The sequence below is a fragment of the Bacillus sp. AFS029533 genome (assembly GCF_002585125.1).
Lineage (GTDB): Bacteria > Bacillota > Bacilli > Bacillales > Bacillaceae_G > Gottfriedia > Gottfriedia luciferensis_B.
Genome location: NZ_NUQC01000042.1, coordinates 1 through 15,779 on the forward strand (window position 1 = coordinate 1; position 15,779 = coordinate 15,779).

Annotated in this window: 19 protein-coding genes; 14 read left to right on the plus strand and 5 right to left on the minus strand. The window is 30.3% G+C overall.

The genetic code is table 11. From position 1 onward, the window contains the following. Positions 1-648: 648 nt before the first annotated feature. From desA to COE53_RS19850, 3 genes are all read left to right on the plus strand, one after another. Entirely contained in the window at positions 649-1,674 is a 1,026-nt protein-coding gene (gene desA / locus COE53_RS19840) for a Delta(5) desaturase DesA (RefSeq protein ID WP_069032095.1), read from the plus strand. Positions 1,675-1,766: 92 nt separating this feature from the next. After that, entirely contained in the window at positions 1,767-2,903 is a 1,137-nt protein-coding gene (locus tag COE53_RS19845; RefSeq protein ID WP_098948597.1) for a sensor histidine kinase, read from the plus strand. After that, positions 2,900-3,499 carry a response regulator transcription factor gene (locus COE53_RS19850; protein WP_098948598.1) on the plus strand — a complete coding sequence of 200 codons (600 nt, stop codon included), beginning with the start codon at positions 2,900-2,902 and terminating at the stop codon, positions 3,497-3,499. Before COE53_RS19845 ends, COE53_RS19850 begins: the two co-directional genes overlap by 4 nt. A 107-nt stretch (positions 3,500-3,606) precedes the next feature. Here the strand turns inward: COE53_RS19850 and COE53_RS19855 are convergent, their stop codons facing one another. After that, positions 3,607-4,467: an alpha/beta fold hydrolase gene (locus COE53_RS19855; protein WP_069032098.1), complete on the minus strand. Its 861-nt coding sequence runs from the start codon at positions 4,465-4,467 to the stop codon at positions 3,607-3,609. Positions 4,468-4,807: 340 nt separating this feature from the next. On the opposite strand from COE53_RS19855, the gene COE53_RS19860 reads away from it, so the two are divergent. After that, a complete protein-coding gene (locus COE53_RS19860) occupies positions 4,808-5,047 on the plus strand; it encodes a hypothetical protein (protein ID WP_091021167.1) in 240 nt (79 codons plus the stop codon). Positions 5,048-5,090: 43 nt separating this feature from the next. After that, positions 5,091-5,960, plus strand: coding sequence for a proline iminopeptidase-family hydrolase (locus COE53_RS19865; RefSeq protein ID WP_098948599.1), 870 nt, complete (start codon positions 5,091-5,093; stop codon positions 5,958-5,960). Positions 5,961-6,522: 562 nt separating this feature from the next. On the opposite strand, the gene COE53_RS19870 is transcribed toward COE53_RS19865, so the two are convergent. Beyond that, on the minus strand, positions 6,523-7,170 hold the full coding sequence (locus COE53_RS19870) for a 2OG-Fe(II) oxygenase (protein ID WP_098948600.1): 648 nt from the start codon (positions 7,168-7,170) through the stop codon (positions 6,523-6,525). A 419-nt stretch (positions 7,171-7,589) separates the two neighbouring features. On the opposite strand from COE53_RS19870, the gene COE53_RS19875 reads away from it, so the two are divergent. Next, positions 7,590-8,207 (plus strand): hypothetical protein, encoded by a 618-nt coding sequence (locus COE53_RS19875; RefSeq protein ID WP_098948601.1) that lies wholly within the window; start codon positions 7,590-7,592, stop codon positions 8,205-8,207. 104 nt (positions 8,208-8,311) lie between these two features. Then, complete coding sequence (locus COE53_RS19880) at positions 8,312-8,800, plus strand: hypothetical protein (protein WP_098948602.1); 489 nt, start codon at positions 8,312-8,314, stop codon at positions 8,798-8,800. A gap of 121 nt (positions 8,801-8,921) precedes the next feature. Here the strand turns inward: COE53_RS19880 and COE53_RS19885 are convergent, their stop codons facing one another. After that, positions 8,922-9,749: a 5'-nucleotidase, lipoprotein e(P4) family gene (locus COE53_RS19885; RefSeq protein ID WP_098948603.1), complete on the minus strand. Its 828-nt coding sequence runs from the start codon at positions 9,747-9,749 to the stop codon at positions 8,922-8,924. A gap of 218 nt (positions 9,750-9,967) precedes the next feature. Between COE53_RS19885 and COE53_RS19890 the strand changes: the two genes are divergently transcribed. From COE53_RS19890 to COE53_RS19900, 4 genes are all read left to right on the plus strand, one after another. Continuing rightward, entirely contained in the window at positions 9,968-10,432 is a 465-nt protein-coding gene (locus tag COE53_RS19890) for a GNAT family N-acetyltransferase (RefSeq protein WP_098948604.1), read from the plus strand. Positions 10,433-10,549: 117 nt separating this feature from the next. Beyond that, entirely contained in the window at positions 10,550-11,407 is an 858-nt protein-coding gene (locus tag COE53_RS19895) for an alpha/beta fold hydrolase (RefSeq protein ID WP_098948605.1), read from the plus strand. Positions 11,408-11,728: 321 nt separating this feature from the next. Then, positions 11,729-11,881 (plus strand): hypothetical protein, encoded by a 153-nt coding sequence (locus tag COE53_RS24130; protein ID WP_180242462.1) that lies wholly within the window; start codon positions 11,729-11,731, stop codon positions 11,879-11,881. A 69-nt stretch (positions 11,882-11,950) separates the two neighbouring features. Continuing rightward, positions 11,951-12,529, plus strand: coding sequence for a histidine phosphatase family protein (locus tag COE53_RS19900; protein WP_098948606.1), 579 nt, complete (start codon positions 11,951-11,953; stop codon positions 12,527-12,529). A gap of 60 nt (positions 12,530-12,589) precedes the next feature. Here the strand turns inward: COE53_RS19900 and COE53_RS19905 are convergent, their stop codons facing one another. Further along, entirely contained in the window at positions 12,590-13,054 is a 465-nt protein-coding gene (locus COE53_RS19905) for a hypothetical protein (protein WP_098948607.1), read from the minus strand. A gap of 192 nt (positions 13,055-13,246) precedes the next feature. On the opposite strand from COE53_RS19905, the gene COE53_RS19910 reads away from it, so the two are divergent. Further along, complete coding sequence (locus COE53_RS19910) at positions 13,247-13,627, plus strand: FixH family protein (protein WP_180242463.1); 381 nt, start codon at positions 13,247-13,249, stop codon at positions 13,625-13,627. 97 nt (positions 13,628-13,724) lie between these two features. Here COE53_RS19910 and COE53_RS19915 read toward each other — a convergent pair whose 3' ends face one another. Then, positions 13,725-14,165, minus strand: coding sequence for a cupredoxin domain-containing protein (locus COE53_RS19915; RefSeq protein ID WP_069032110.1), 441 nt, complete (start codon positions 14,163-14,165; stop codon positions 13,725-13,727). Positions 14,166-14,366: 201 nt separating this feature from the next. Between COE53_RS19915 and COE53_RS19920 the strand changes: the two genes are divergently transcribed. Continuing rightward, a complete protein-coding gene (locus COE53_RS19920) occupies positions 14,367-15,122 on the plus strand; it encodes a sporulation protein (protein WP_098948609.1) in 756 nt (251 codons plus the stop codon). Between the two features lie 179 nt (positions 15,123-15,301). Further along, positions 15,302-15,598 carry a hypothetical protein gene (locus tag COE53_RS19925; protein ID WP_098948610.1) on the plus strand — a complete coding sequence of 99 codons (297 nt, stop codon included), beginning with the start codon at positions 15,302-15,304 and terminating at the stop codon, positions 15,596-15,598. The last annotated feature ends 181 nt before the right edge of the window (positions 15,599-15,779 follow it).

A 15,779-nucleotide genomic window follows, 5' to 3' on the forward strand; every position in this document is an offset into this window, starting at 1 on the left:
CTTCAGCCTCCTCGGCAAGCCTGGGGGGTCTTTAGCCTTCCCGCTAAACCCATAGGAGTCGAGCACCCCTCCATTCCAATCAACTTATTCATCAAAAAAAGTCTGCAATAAACTCTAATCAAATAGCCTTTACTTAGAATAACCTTAATAGAGTGTAATAAAAATCTTGTAGCTCAACTAATGTCGAACTTTAATTAAAGTAATCAACGGAATTTGATTTCTAAAAATTTGCATTTAATATTTTTAACTTCTGAAAAAAATAATTACTAGTGATTATTAGAATCATAAAATTGCTCAAAATATTTACATTTAAAACCATAATAAATCATCTAAAAATTGATTTTTCATAAATAAGTTCAATTTATTATCTGTTTTCCTAATTGACCATTTTATATTTTAAACATTCTGAAGAAGTAATACTATTTGAGTATTACTTTTTTTTTATGAAAAAACTATCATATTTACCAAAAAATGTAACATTCTAATTAATGTGTTTTTATAGAGCCAAGATTGAAAGTAAGCGTTTAATTTAATATGACATTTGTCATCTTTTTCATATGACGCCTGCTACTACCACTTGGAAAAATAACTTATATAATTAGGATAATATAATAATGAAAAGTTACAACATTAGGAAGGAACTTCTAAATGTCAAAAGAAAATCAAAAGAGTTTACGAAAACAAATTATTCCTTATGAAAAATCAAATTTAAAAGCTAGTATTTGGCAAATGATTAATACTTTTATTCCATTTATCTTTTTATGGTATCTTGCTTATAAAAGTATTTCTATTTCAGTAGTATTAACAATTTTTATTGATATTGTTGCTGCACTATTCCTAATCAGGATATTTATTATCTTCCATGATTGTTGTCATCAATCATTTTTTAAGAATAAAACAGCAAATAAAGTTCTAGGCACAATTACAGGCGTTGTGACCTTATTTCCTTTCAGCCAGTGGAAGCATAGTCATTCGATTCATCATGCGACAAGTGGTAACTTAGATAAGCGCGGAATTGGAGATATGTGGGTTTTAACTGTTGAAGAGTACGTTGCAGCATCATCCTGGACAAAAATACAATATCGTCTATACCGTAATCCATTAATCATGTTTGGTTTAGGACCAATTTATATCGTATTAATTTCAAATCGATTCAATACAAAAGATGCAAAATTAAAAGAAAGACTAAACACTTATTTAACTAATATTTTAATTGTTGGGGTATCAGCGTTATTTTGCTATACAATAGGTTGGGAAAATTATTTATTAGTGGAAGGTCCGATCTTTTTCATTTCTGCAGTATTAGGAATTTGGCTTTTCTATGTACAGCACCAATTTGAAGACACTTATTTTGAAGAAGATACGAATTGGGAATATGTAAAAGCAGCAGTTGAAGGAAGCTCTTTTTATAAACTTCCAAAATTATTGCAATGGATTACTGGTAATATTGGATACCACCATGTTCATCATTTAAGTCCAAGGGTACCAAATTATAATTTAGAGTCAGTTCATAATAATACGCTTCCATTACAAAATGTACCGACGATTACACTAAAAACAAGTTTAACATCTTTGAAATTCAAATTATGGGATGAAGAAACAAAGCAATTTGTAGGATTTAAAGATATAAAATCAATCTATAAAGTAAATCGCGAAAGTTCAGACACTGTCTGAACTTTCGATGTATTTTATAAAGAATAACTTTGCTAAAATATGATAAGATTGTTAAAGAAGGTCACAAAATGTTTGAATAATGAGGTAAATTTATGTTTAAAAGATATTTAGGCTTCCTAAGAAGTACCGGAATCTCACCATATATTTGGACAGTTTTAGGAATCTCGCCATTTTATTTTATTTTTCTTTCTGCTCATTCCACTTTAAGAATCATAATAGGAATTTTACTAACAATATCATTTTTTATAATCTATCGATTGGCGTACATATCTAAAGGGTGGTCAATTTTTCTGTGGTCATCAATCTTAATCATCATTTCCACTTCAATGAATATACTTTTTAGTTATGTATATTTTGCATTTTTTATAGCTTATATGATTGGAAAGAGAAAAAATCGAGCTACATTTTTAACTTTATATATCCTTCATTTAGTCATCACTACAATATCAATCAACATCACGATTATCCTTCAAGAAGAATTAATAATTAGGCAGCTTCCTTTTATTATCATCACTTGGATTAGCGTTATTTTATTACCATTTAGTCTCTACAGTCGAAATGAAAGAGGGCAATTGGAAGAAAAGCTAGTAGATGCTAATAAACGTATATCAGATCTAGTAAAACTAGAAGAACGTCAAAGAATTGCTCGTGATTTACATGATACACTAGGTCAAAAACTTTCACTGATTGGCTTAAAAAGTGACTTAGCTAGAAAATTAATTACAAAGGATCCAGATTTAGCTCAAAATGAATTAAAAGATGTACAACAAACGGCCAGAACAGCTTTAAATGAGGTTCGAAAAATCGTTTCTCAAATGAGAGGGATTCGAATTAAAGATGAACTAGTAAGGATTAAGCAAATTCTACATGCGGCTGAAATTACAGTTGAATGTAACGAAAACTTTCAACTTTCAAATGTTTCCTTACTTACAGAAAATATTGTTAGTATGTGCTTAAAGGAAGCCGTAACAAATGTAGTAAAACATAGTAATGCCACTTTATGTAAAATATCTATTAAACAAATGAAAAATGAAATAATTTTTTCGGTAATAGATAATGGAGTTGGTTGTAAATCGGATAAGTTTACATCAGGTTATGGGTTAATTGGAATGAAGGAACGACTCGAATTTGTGAATGGGACATTAGAGATAAGCTGTGAAAACGGAATGACTTTAATTATGACAGTTCCAATCGATGTTAAACAAATTGAAGTGGAGGAACTAGTATGATTAGGATCGTAATTGCTGAAGACCAACGAATGCTATTAGGTGCTCTTGGTTCTTTACTTAATCTAGAAGATGATATGGAAGTTGTTGGTCAAGCATCAAACGGAGAAGAAGCAGTTAAACTAGTCAAGCAATTACAACCTGACGTTTGCATAATGGATATTGAAATGCCTGGTAAAACTGGACTTGAGGCCGCAGAAGAATTAAAACCTTTAAATTGTAAAGTGATTATATTAACAACTTTTGCTAGATCTGGTTATTTTCAAAGAGCATTAAAAGCGGGTGTAAAGGGCTATTTATTAAAGGATAGTCCAAGTGAAGAGTTAGCAAGCTCAATTAGAAGTATTATTGCCGGTAAGAGAATCTATGCTCCAGAACTTATGGATGATGTATACGCCGAAGAAAATCCGTTAACTGACCGAGAAAAAGAAGTTTTAGAACTAGTAGCGGATGGTAAGAACACACAAGAAATTGCGGATGAATTGAGTCTAAAAACAGGAACAGTTAGAAATTATATATCTATGATTTTGGACAAATTAGAAGTTAAAAATAGAATCGAAGCTATAAAACAATCAAAAGAAAAAGGTTGGTTTAAGTGAAGCTAATGGCAGGAAGAATAAAAAACAAGAAAAGCAAGTAGGGAAAGAATTGAAAACAAAATTTTTCAATCCTTTAACGCCTAAATCCTGCATTCCTTGTTCACCATTTAGTTTCCTGCTTTTCTTTTTTCTTTTTTTCTAGATTTTGTTTTTCGTTTTCCAGATTTGTGTACTTCCTTAAAAAATTCGTCTAGCTCCTGGTTGAACTTATCTGTTTCTTCCAAAAATAAAAGATGACTACTATTATAAAAAGGAACAAATTTTGAACCATTTATTTTTTTTTGAATAAACTCACCAGCGGCTAATGGGAAAAATCCATGACTACCAAAACATATTAATGTTGGAATATCAACATTACAAAGAGTACCCCGATAATCTACAGCCGTTTGATTAAATACGATTGTACTTGCAATTGCTGCAGGTAATTTATTCATTTCTTTTAGTATCCATTTATATTCTTTTGGATCAGGTTGATCCTTATACATCCCATATATGAAATCACTATTAAACTTGTTTTGGTCTTCTTGGATCGATTGCATTACATTTTTTAAAATCGTAAAATCAAATGCTCCAAACTCCCAATCTGGCCATATATAATCGGATGCAGATTGATCAACAACTGTTAGCGCCTTAATATTTTTACACCCAAATTGATTAACATAATCCCACAATACAAAAGCTCCCATTGACCAACCAACTAAAATTACATCCTTTAAATCTAGTTTTTCGATAAAGCATTTTAAATCACGAGCGTACTGTGCAACTGTATGCCCATATTGAACTTTTGAGGACTTCCCATGTGCACGTAAGTCTAAAGTAATGACGCGATAATTTTTACTAAAATACGGTACTTGTTTATGAAAAAACTTACTACTCATCATAACTCCATGAACAAAAATAATAGTTTGACCTTCTCCATGATCTTCATAATAGAGCTTTGTATGAGAATCAAGTTCTACATATGCCAATTTAATCGCCCCCATTGGCTTTTAAATGTCTTACTTTCCTATATTATTTCATCTCATAATAATTCATGACTATTCACAATTTCTTTGAATAAGACAGTTTAATTAAAAATAACGTTTTAAATCACTTTATTACATTCATGTTATGAAATTGTATACATAAGGATTAATTTGTAATTACATAATGTTTTTCTATTTAAAATAAAAATGTGGTAAAATTCAGATAAATATAGAAATTATCCAAGCATACATTATGAAATAATACCTATCGTTTATTTTTTATTGGAATGATCCTTAAAAAAAATTTCCTGTAATACATAAAACTGACTAGGGTGTGATTTAAATGGAACATGCTGGATTCTATTGGATAGGTTTAATCTTTTGGTTGTTAATTAGTTCTGGATTCATTCTTTTATTTTTGGGATTATGGAAAAAATCCTGGAAAACATTAATAGTGAGCGGAGTTGCTTTAATACTACCAACACTATATTTTGGTGGCGCAGAGAATTGGTTTAGGATGGTTGTATTTCTTCCATTGATTCCATTGGTACTTGCTTATATTATTAAAAAAAACAATGTTTGAGATGGGTTTAATATTCTGATTTGAATGTAAAGGAGAGAAATAAATGAATGTGATTGAGGGTTTTATTGAAGTAACAGGCGGGAAGGTATGGTATCAGTATCATAATAAGCATTCATCTAAAATCCCTGTTGTTGTTTTACATGGAGGGCCTGGATCTTCGCATTATTCGATGCAAGGTCTAAACGTATTAGCAGAAGATCGCCCAGTTATTTTTTATGATCAGTTAGGTTGTGGAAAGTCTGACCGTCCAACAGATACATCCTTATGGAATATTGATAGATTCGTTGAAGAATTAGCGCAAATCCGAGAAGCGTTTTCGCTTGATGAGTTTCATATCCTCGGTCATTCATGGGGAACAACACTTGCTGCAGCTTATTATTTATCAAGACCAGTTGGAGTGAAAAGTATAATTTTTTCTAGCCCTTGTTTAAGTGCCCCGTTATGGGCTGAGGACCAGGACCATAATCGAAAACTACTCCCGCTTGATGTACAAGAAACATTAATAAAGTGCGAGGAAAATGGAACAACAGATTCAGAGGAATACAAAAATGCTAATGCTGTATTTAACAAGCATTTTGTTTGCAGATTAGACCCATATCCAGAATTTCTGAAAAAAGGAAAACACTACAGAAATTCAGAAGTTTACAATATAATGTGGGGTCCATCAGAGTTTCACGTTACTGGAAACTTAAAGGATTTTGACTGTACTTCGAAATTAAAAAATATTCAAGTCCCAACAATGTATACTTGTGGGAGATACGACGAAGCAACACCTAAATCAACAGAATATTTCAGCGAGTTAACGCCAAATGGAAAATTCCACGTATTTGAGAAAAGTGCACATATGCCTTACATTGAAGAACCAGAAGAGTATATTCGAGTAGTCGAAGGCTTTTTGAAGGAAGTTGAATAAACAATTAAATTGTGAAGCGCAAGGTTGTTATCCTGCGTTTTTTTAATGGTGGATTTCGTTGAGGGTTAATGAGGCGGGGAATAAGGGGGAAAATGAGTTTTAGTAACTGATAGGATGTTCATGAGTAAGTAAAAAGGAGAAAAATTGATTTATAGTAACTCATAGAGAGTTCATGAGTATGTAAAAAGGAAAAAAATTTATTTATAGTAACCCATAGAGGGTTCATGAGTAAGTTAAAAAGGAAAAAATAGATTTGAAGTAACTCATAAGGGATTCATGAGTAAGTTAAAAAGGAAAAAATAGATTTGTAGTAACTTAAAAGGGTTCATGAGTAAGTTAAAAAGGAAAAAATAGATTTGAAGTAACTCATAGAAGCTTCATGAGTATGTTAAAAAGGAAAAAATAGATTTGTAGTAACTCATAAGATGCTCATGAGTTACTGAAAAAGCAAAAAGGAAAACACCATACATAAAATAGGACCAAATATTATTAGAATTATCTGAAATATCAGGTCCTAAATATGCAAAATTTTCTATTAAACTATCTATTTATTTCGTTATAACTAGCGAATACGTTGTCGCCTCATCCACTGAGTCGCAACCCATTTTTCTCCACTAATAACAGGGCTACCTGCATGAATCGTTAGTTCATTGATTGCTTCGTCCTGATAAAAATATTCAAAGTATAAAGCAGTGCCTTTTTTAGCTGTGACAGAATAATTAAGTGCAGGAAAAATCGTTTCTCCGCCTTCTTCCACATCATTTAAATAGAGAATGAGTGTACTAATCCTATTATTTTTTGTCCTATGATTAGAAAAGTAATCGAAATGTGGTTTATACTGTTGCCCTGGTTCGTAATGAAGAACTTGTAATGGTTCTGCATGTTCGATTGGAATATTCATGATCGTTTCGATTCGATTTTCAATACGTTTAATAAGTTCGGTTTCACTTTCCTCAAAAAACATGCCACTACTTGTTCGTATCTCATTTTCTTCATGAGATAACCCTATTTTTGAGCGTTTCATGCGCAATTTCGCATGGTTGATCAGCTCATCACACTCTTCATCACTTAAAACATTATTAAGTAAGACAACTAATGGTTCTTCTTTCCGAGTATGAATCTCAATCTCACGATCATTTGTTTGGATAATCGGGCCAGTATGATTAAAAATGGTTTGTTCGGTTTCCTTTAAATTGCCTACTTCTAACATTTTGTCACATCTCCTTGTCTATTTCACTAATACAAATCCTAGGAAAAATTGGTGAGCACATTGATTTGAATAAATTTCGCAAATCATTTTTGTAGAAAAGAAAAAACTGAAATTTGGATTTTTTGATTCAATGCTAAAATACATGTAGATAAAAAATTTGTTTTTAGATTAAATTCCTCATTGTGATGTTATTTTCCTGCTTAAATCAATGCCTATCAGACTAATGTTTAAAGAAAATTTCGAAAATAAATTTTAGGGTATTTAATTTGTGGTAATTCGGGAGTTTTGTCGATTTTCATGTGTTGAAAACCCATCGTATTGATAGTGAGGGGGAGAAGTTTAAGTTAAATAAAAATAGAAATGATATAATTTTATAATATGAAAATATTATCCTATTAAATTATCTAATGGAGCATGAAATGAAAAAATCACTATTTATTGGTCTAACGTCATTATTAATACCATTTGGTTGTGAAAATGAAAAAAATCCATCGCTAGATACTTCAAAATTAAAAAAGTTTGAACAACCAGAACTTACAAAAGAACAAAGAAAAATATTACCTGTTACTTATAAATCCTCTTCGATCGAAGAAGGTTTAAGTGCACTTCCTTTTAAATTGAAGATTCCTAATAATTTACCACTTGAATTCGATCCTATTAAAACATTATCTATAAATGATATCGATCATAAAGGAAAGAAATTAGATGTACAATATAGTCTTTCTCATATTGATAAGTCAACCCTATTTATAGTACTTGTTATAGTTCATAATTATAAACCTGAACTTGAGGTAGAAGAAAATGAATCGAATGAAATTGTTGAATTAAAGGGTGGGGTACTTGGTACTTATACAGGAAATTCAACTTTAGGTATTTCATATAAACTTGATAACAATAAAGAAGATTTTGATACAGAAGAAAATACGCTTGTTTTCAATAAAAAAGGTATTTATTATGAACTTACTTATGTTTCAAATATTGAAAATACTGAAAAGAATAAACAATATGTCATTAATATCGCAAATAAAATGTTGTAGATTTAGTAAAGTTAACTAAAATCGGATCTTCAGTTTTAATGACTTAAACTTGCATAAATACTAACAGGAAAAAGCTAATTAAACATACTATACGGGGTAAATAAATGAATACAATAACGGAAGTGTTTTATTCTCCATATGAAGTTTTTCAAGCACTCAGTGCACTTCAAGATGAATATAACTGGCTAATAACTGATACAGATTTTTATTTTGAAGAATTTAGTGAAACAATTGAGAACTATCGAATAAAAAATAGTGATAATGACATTTTAGAAATATATTGGATACCACATAAAAACATTTCAAAGATTACTGAACATAAGTATTTTGGTTTATCTTGGGGTGTATTTTCAGCTTTCCCTAAAAATGAAAAGATTGAACTAAGTAATTTAGAAATCATTCCATTTGCAGATGGTAACCCAAGTTTTTGGGTACCAAATCCGAAAACTCAACATCCAAAGGCTTTATTTGAAATAGTATTTTGGGACTCGTCCTATAATTTATTAATTAGTAAAGATGAAAATATATCGAGAATCTTTAGAAATGCATTTGAAGGGTGGAAGGATTTAAACCTTTACAATGTAGAAATTTAACTTAAATATTGCTAATAATATGTTCAAGGGATGCTAATTAGATGGTCAATTATTTCAAATCAACTTATAAAAGAAAAAGGTCAGATAAGTCAAAACTAACTCATCTAACCTTTTAAGCTATCTATTTCATTGGTTGTAAAGCCTTATATCGATCGACTGCTTTTTCATCTGCAGTTTTTGACATTTTGTAATGATAGATTGCATCTTCCCAGTCTCCATACATCGGATTTGGTAATTGGATATACTTTATACCTAGGTCCTTTGCAATTTTATCGACATTATCTTTTCGAGTTTTCAAATCCGCTTTATAAAAGATATCTGATAAATCGTTTGTATTATCGCCTACTAACATAACAATTTCATGGGTTTTTGCAATCTCTGCTTGTCTCGGACCTTTTTGAGCAGTATTTGTTTTTAAAAATAAATGTTTTGAGTCAACATTTGGTAATCCATGTAAATTCAAATTTTTTATTGTGTCATCTCGTGTTTTTTCAGGACGATTTGTAAGATAAAAAACATCTACATTCATTTTTTTCGCTGCAAGCAGGAAATCTTTTGCACCAGGGATTAATTCAGCTTTTGCCATATGGATCCATTCATCCCAGCCTTGTGGGTAGGAAGTATTATTTTTAATGGACCAAGCAGTATCTGGGGAATTATCAAGGATTGTTTCATCAATGTCTAAAACAACTGCGGCTGGTTTTGCGTTTTTATTTAATTTATCACTTGCTTTCTTTTTAATCATTGTTTCTGCAAGCTCTTCTTTTGCCTGATTATAAATTTGAATTTGCAAAGCCTTGTTTTCCGCAGAGGATTGAAACCAATTAGTAGACATAACATTATGTTCTTGTGTGCTTCTTACCAATTCAGCTTTACTAAAACCAATGCCAGCCAATGAACCAAATGCAAATGCAAATAAGATAGAGAGGATAATAACAATTTTTTTCATAATAATTTCCTTTCATATTTATTAAATGTACTAGCTAAATAAAAATTAGGTAGTAAATATGAAAAATTGCTTTTCAAGGTTGTTATTACCTAAAGTCTAGAAAATATTCGCCTAATATTAAAAATTTCATTTACCGTAATTTCGGAAATTTCTGAATTTAGTAAAGAAAGTGATATGATATAAGGGAATTCAATTTTAAATTTGAATGGAGGCTATCGATGACTATTCATTTAGAAATCGTAACAAGAGAAAATTGGGAAGAAGCTTTAAAACTTGAAGTAGATAGAGAACAATTGAATTTTGTTCCTTCGGTTGCAGTATCCATTGCAAAAGTATATATAAAGCCAGATGGTGAAAAAGTGGAATATATCCCATTTGCCATTTATGATGATCAGAAAATGGTCGGATTTATTATGCATGCTTATGAAGAACATACAACAAATAGTTATTGGATAAATGGTTTTTTAGTTGATAAACAGTTTCAGGGTAAAGGTTATGGTAAATTAGCATTTGCTGAAATGGTTAAATGGATTGAGAATAAATTTCAGCAATGCAATGAGATTCGCTTAACAGTTCATAAAGATAATAAATTAGCTATGAATTTATATAAGCAATCCGGATTTAATCCGACTGGTGACTACTTTGGAGAAGAAGCAGTTTGGTATTACATTGTTCAGAGATAACTGAATTTTATGTATGATTAATTTTGAATAATATGTGAACAATTTTTTAAATGATAGGAATTAGTAGCTATTTTCAAGAAATAGTAGGGTATGTCAAAAAGTAGGGGTTTTCACGCTATGGAGAAATGGGAACGAAGACTAATTAATACGAATCGAGGTACTTTTGAAGTATTTTGCAAAGGTGAGGGAGAGCCTTTATGTGTCACACATAATTACTCTGAGTTTAATGAAACAGGAGATTATTTTGCAAATTCATTTACTAAATTATTTAAAGTGTTTTTAATAAATTTAAGAGAAACGGGTAATTCTGAAAAAGCACATTTTCCTTATGAATTAAGTATGTTAGAAACGATTTTTGATTTAGAAGAAATTAGGAAAGCGTTAGGTTATTCGTCCTGGAGTTTTGCTGGACATTCTACCGGTGGAATGCTTGGAATTATTTATGGGATCTATTTTTCAAATTCTTTAAATCATAATATTATTGTTGGGGCTGCAGCAAGAGACTATGCAACATTTTCAGAAAACTGTATTTATAACAGGGCTCATCCGCAATATAAAAATATGCAAGAATTAATTGAAAGACTAAAAAGTAACGAATTATCTAATGAAGAAAGAAAAGCGCTATCAATTGAGCGGACAAAGCTTTCTTTACATAAGCCTGAACGATATTATGACTATTTTAATTTACCAATCTCTAAAAAAATGTCAGCAATTCGACTTAATTATTTTAATCGAGAATATCAAATATACGATGTAACAAAAAAGTTAGCATTAATAAGCTGTCCAACTTTAATCATTTGTGGCAAACATGATGTACAATGCCCAATCGAATATTCAGAAGAAATAGCTGAAGGAATTGAAAATTCGAAATTAGTCATTTTAAATGTAAGTAATCATTATCCATTTTTAGAAGAGAAGGAATTGTTTTTTAAGGTAGTAAAACAATTTATTAAAAAATCGACTGTAAGAAGTTGAAAGAATGTTTAAATGAAGTCAAAATAAGTACAAATAATATATAGCAATTTAATGATTTCTTTCAACCTCATTATACCCTAGTTAAATTAAGCAAGTAGGTATAGGAATGGGGAAGCGACAGAAGATTATTAACTAAATTAAGGAATACAGAAATTTTAGTTAATAATCAGCCCAATCATGATTCCAAAGCGATTCAAATGAATCGTTTTTTATTTTTTTGAATTGTTAAAAAAAGGTTAATTCATGGTAAAATATTTTTAATATAAATTATTAATATTTGTATTTGAAAATAATTAACTTCATATTTAAGGAGCATACAAAATGAATTTACCAATCCTTTTCGGTATTATTGCGTTAGTTCTATCATTAGTCTGTGGTTCTGGATTTAGCCCATTATTAATAACAAATGTTTTATTAGCCTTAATCGCAGGTATATTATATGAACGAAGAGAAGAAAAACAAGTTAATGAATAATTTACAAAAGCTGGAGGACTAAAGTTGTTAACCATTTATTAAACAAGACATGGTGAAACGGTGTAGAATATCGAAAATCGATTACAAGGCTCAAAAGATTCCGAACTTACTGCTAGTGGGATTAGTGATGCTAAATTATTAAGTGAAAAATTAGCAAAAGTGAGTTTTAGAAAAATATATACTAGTTCGAGTAAACGTGCAGTAACAACTGCAAATATTTTAAAAAACAATCCCACAATTCCAATTATTGAAGAAGATGATTTAAAAGAGATTAATTTTGGTGATTGGGAAGGGAAAACGAAACAAGAAATTAATGCGGGCTTTGAAAATGAATTCGAATCGCTATGGAAAAAACCACATTTATACGATCATAGTCCACATCAAGGTGAGAGTTTATTAGACTTAAGAGAAAGAGTAGGTAATGTTATCCAAAATATTTTAAATTCAAATGAAGAAGGAAATATATTAATTGTTACACATGCAGTTGTATTGGCGACAATTGTAGCTCATTTAAAGCAATCACCAAATGAAAAATTATGGGATCTACCTTATGTCCATGGAACAAGTTTAACGATTATTAATTTTGATGAAGATAAAGAGTTGGAATTTAAAGTACTTTGCGATACAACTCATTTAGATCGTATTTAATGTTTTTACTAAAATATGTTAGCCTACCTAATTTAAAATATAGGTAGGCTATTTTAATGATTAAATTGATTGGAAAGATTTTTCATTTTTATTGAATTTGTTAACTTCTTGATCAATCACCTTAATTAATAGGATTGTAACTAATACAAAAACAACGTCTATAAAATAGATTAATAAGTTTAAATAAGTTTCCTGTAGCATAATGCCAAGCATTGCTCCCATCATACCACCCATAATTCCCGCAGTTATGCCTTCTAGTACAGCCATTAATGATAATGGTTTACCTGTTAAGTATCCTATTAATATGCCTGCAGTCATTGAAATAATTGTAGGAATGGTTAAATCTGTATTCCGAAAAATAATACCAAAGATTGTACCAATTGTGACACTTGTCATCATTGAATTCGTCATACTGATCATTTTTCCGGCTGTACAAGAAAGTTTTTCTTTTTTTCTATTTGTGATTAAGATGACATATGATGAAAGTAATACACTTAAGACAATGCTAGCCCATTCTAAGAACATTAAGTTAAACTCCTCCCTATGTAGGATTCTTAGTTGTTTGAGTTATAACGTTCAATTATATGTTGAAAAAGCTTAATTGTATGAATGAGATTTCAATAATTTTATTTTTGCTTTTACATTTATATCACAAATTTAATTAACCGTTTTAAGTAAAGTAAGGGTGAGGATTTTATTTAAAAAGGAGTGATGTTAATGAAGAAATTCTTTTACATATTCATAACTATGTTATGTATTTTACTAATTTGTTCTGGCTGTGGAAAAAAGGCTGAAATTAAATCGAGCCCTTTTTTAGATCATATTCAATTATCAATTAACGAAAAAAGATTAACAAATAAAAAACATACACATGTGTATCAAGTAAATTTAGTAGATTCAGATGGTAAAGAAGTAGATGTAGATTCGATTAATTTTAAAATGGAAATGAAAAGTATGAATCATCATGTTGAAGCGAGTATGAAGAAAATAAATACAGGTAGATATGAAGTGAGCTTGGAACTGCCGATGGAAGGTACTTGGAGTAAACAAATTATCATAAAAAAGGGTAAAAATGAACGTAAAGTAACATTTAAATAAGGAAGAATAAGAAAAAGATAGTAAATTTAGTAAACTAGACTATTTTTACTATCTTTTTTTGAATGTCAGATTGTTACCAGATTCTGTTATTAAATAATTAATCTACAACAATATAACCAATCATTGGTGCTCCATCATGAGAGTGAGTATCACAAATTAATCGGTATGTACCTTCTTTTTTAAAGAATAAAGGTACTTCAGTCGTTTTACCTTTAACAACTACACCCGTGATATTTGTTCCTTCGATATGGAAACTATGTTCTTTTCCATTTATTCCATGAATTTTTAAATTTACTTTTTGGTTTTTTTCAACAACGATCGTACCTGGATCCCATCTATAAGCTTCAATTTCCGTTCCATCATCTAGCTTTGTACTGAATTCGGCTGTAATCATATCGATGTCTATTGTTTTTACGTGTTGCTGCTCTACTGCAGTCTGAACTGAATTTGGTGTTAAGTAATACCAACCACTTAATCCAATTACTACAAGGAGAAAGCAAATTAATAACCATTTTTTCTTAATAAAAATAAAATGCATAAGACACCTCCAAAATTAATTTCATATTATAAAATATGCTTATCCTATTCATAACTTGTCTACTAATTCTACATTCATAATTTACATAATTATTTCTATTTTTCATAATGTATAGAAGGGAATTATTACTAAATTTGGATTATTCAAGAATGGTAATCTACTATATAATGGAAATATAGTAATTTTTTTGGAGGGGATTTGATGTTTAAAAAAGTACTAGCTAGACTAGGAATTGGAGCAGCTTCGGTAAATACAATTATTCATACAAGAGATTTATATCCAGGAAAAAATGTTGAAGGTGTAGTTGAAGTTAAGGGTGGTTCAGTTGCACAAGAAATTAATCATATTGGGCTTAAGTTAAAATCATATGCTAAAAAGAAAAGTGGAGACGATGAGCTAAACGTTAAAATTCAATTGCATGAAGAACGTGTATCTGGAAAAATAAAAATTGAAGCGAATGAAGAAAAAGTAATTCCTTTTTCGTTCCAATTGCCATTTTACACACCGATTACAATAAGGCATGGCCAGGTTTGGATTGAAACTGATTTAGATATCGATTTAAGTATAGACCCAACAGATACTGATTTCTTAAAGGTTCTTGCACATGAAGAATTAGCAAACTTTGTAGAAGCATTTAAAATTCTTGGCTTCCGTTTACGTCAGGTCGAGGTGGAGGCTCAAAATGGTCGATTCTATCAAGAGTGGGAGTTTGTTCCTAACTCTAAAAGAGAATGGCGATTTGATGAAATTGAATGTATGATCGAACCGAATAAAGATGGACTGTTTATGATGATAGCAGTAGATAAAGCTGGTTCATATCGTGGTTTAACAGGCTTACTACAAGAGTCATTTGGATTAGATGAAAAGAAAACATCTCTTAGTTTTAAAAATGAGCAACTTAAAGATGTACAATCAATTGCAAAGTCGGTTAGAGCGTTTTTACAACAATATAATTAATAAAAAAGTAAAATAAAGTGTTTGTCTCTTGCTTTTAAATTTTTACATGATCATAAATTCTCATTCTTTAGACTGAATTTAAATGGAATTTTTAATAAAAACTATCCGTAAAAGAATTTATAGAATAAAATAGTATTTATTAGAAAAAATTAACATTTTTATGTTGAAAAGGAGATTTTATGAGATCTAATGTAAAAAATATGAAATGGATTTCGGGTGGTTTCGAAGCTTTACTTGGGATTCCTGTTTTAGGTGGTTCGATCGTTATTGGTTTCGGCTATACGCCATTATTTATAGCTTTAATCCTCCACATTATTACACTAGTGTTAGCGAAAAAGGCTGGTGTCTCTGCTAGTGGAAATATTTTTGGGATCGTAACTTCTTGTCTTGCATGGATTCCGATATTAGGTATGATTTTGCATATTCTATCAGCCATTTTTATCTTAATTGGTGCAGCGACTCAACGTTCAAAATAGAAGGATTTAATGTTTGTTTCTAAGATCAAAACTAAACATCAGGTTAATCTGAGTGTGTAGACAAAGTCCTAAAAACCTGATTTTTAGACTGATTGCAAGCGCTTGTCTTTCGAGGCGCGAAGTTACCCTAGACGGTAATGAGCACCGCAAACAGGCGAAGCAACGTAGAAAGCGAGCGTTT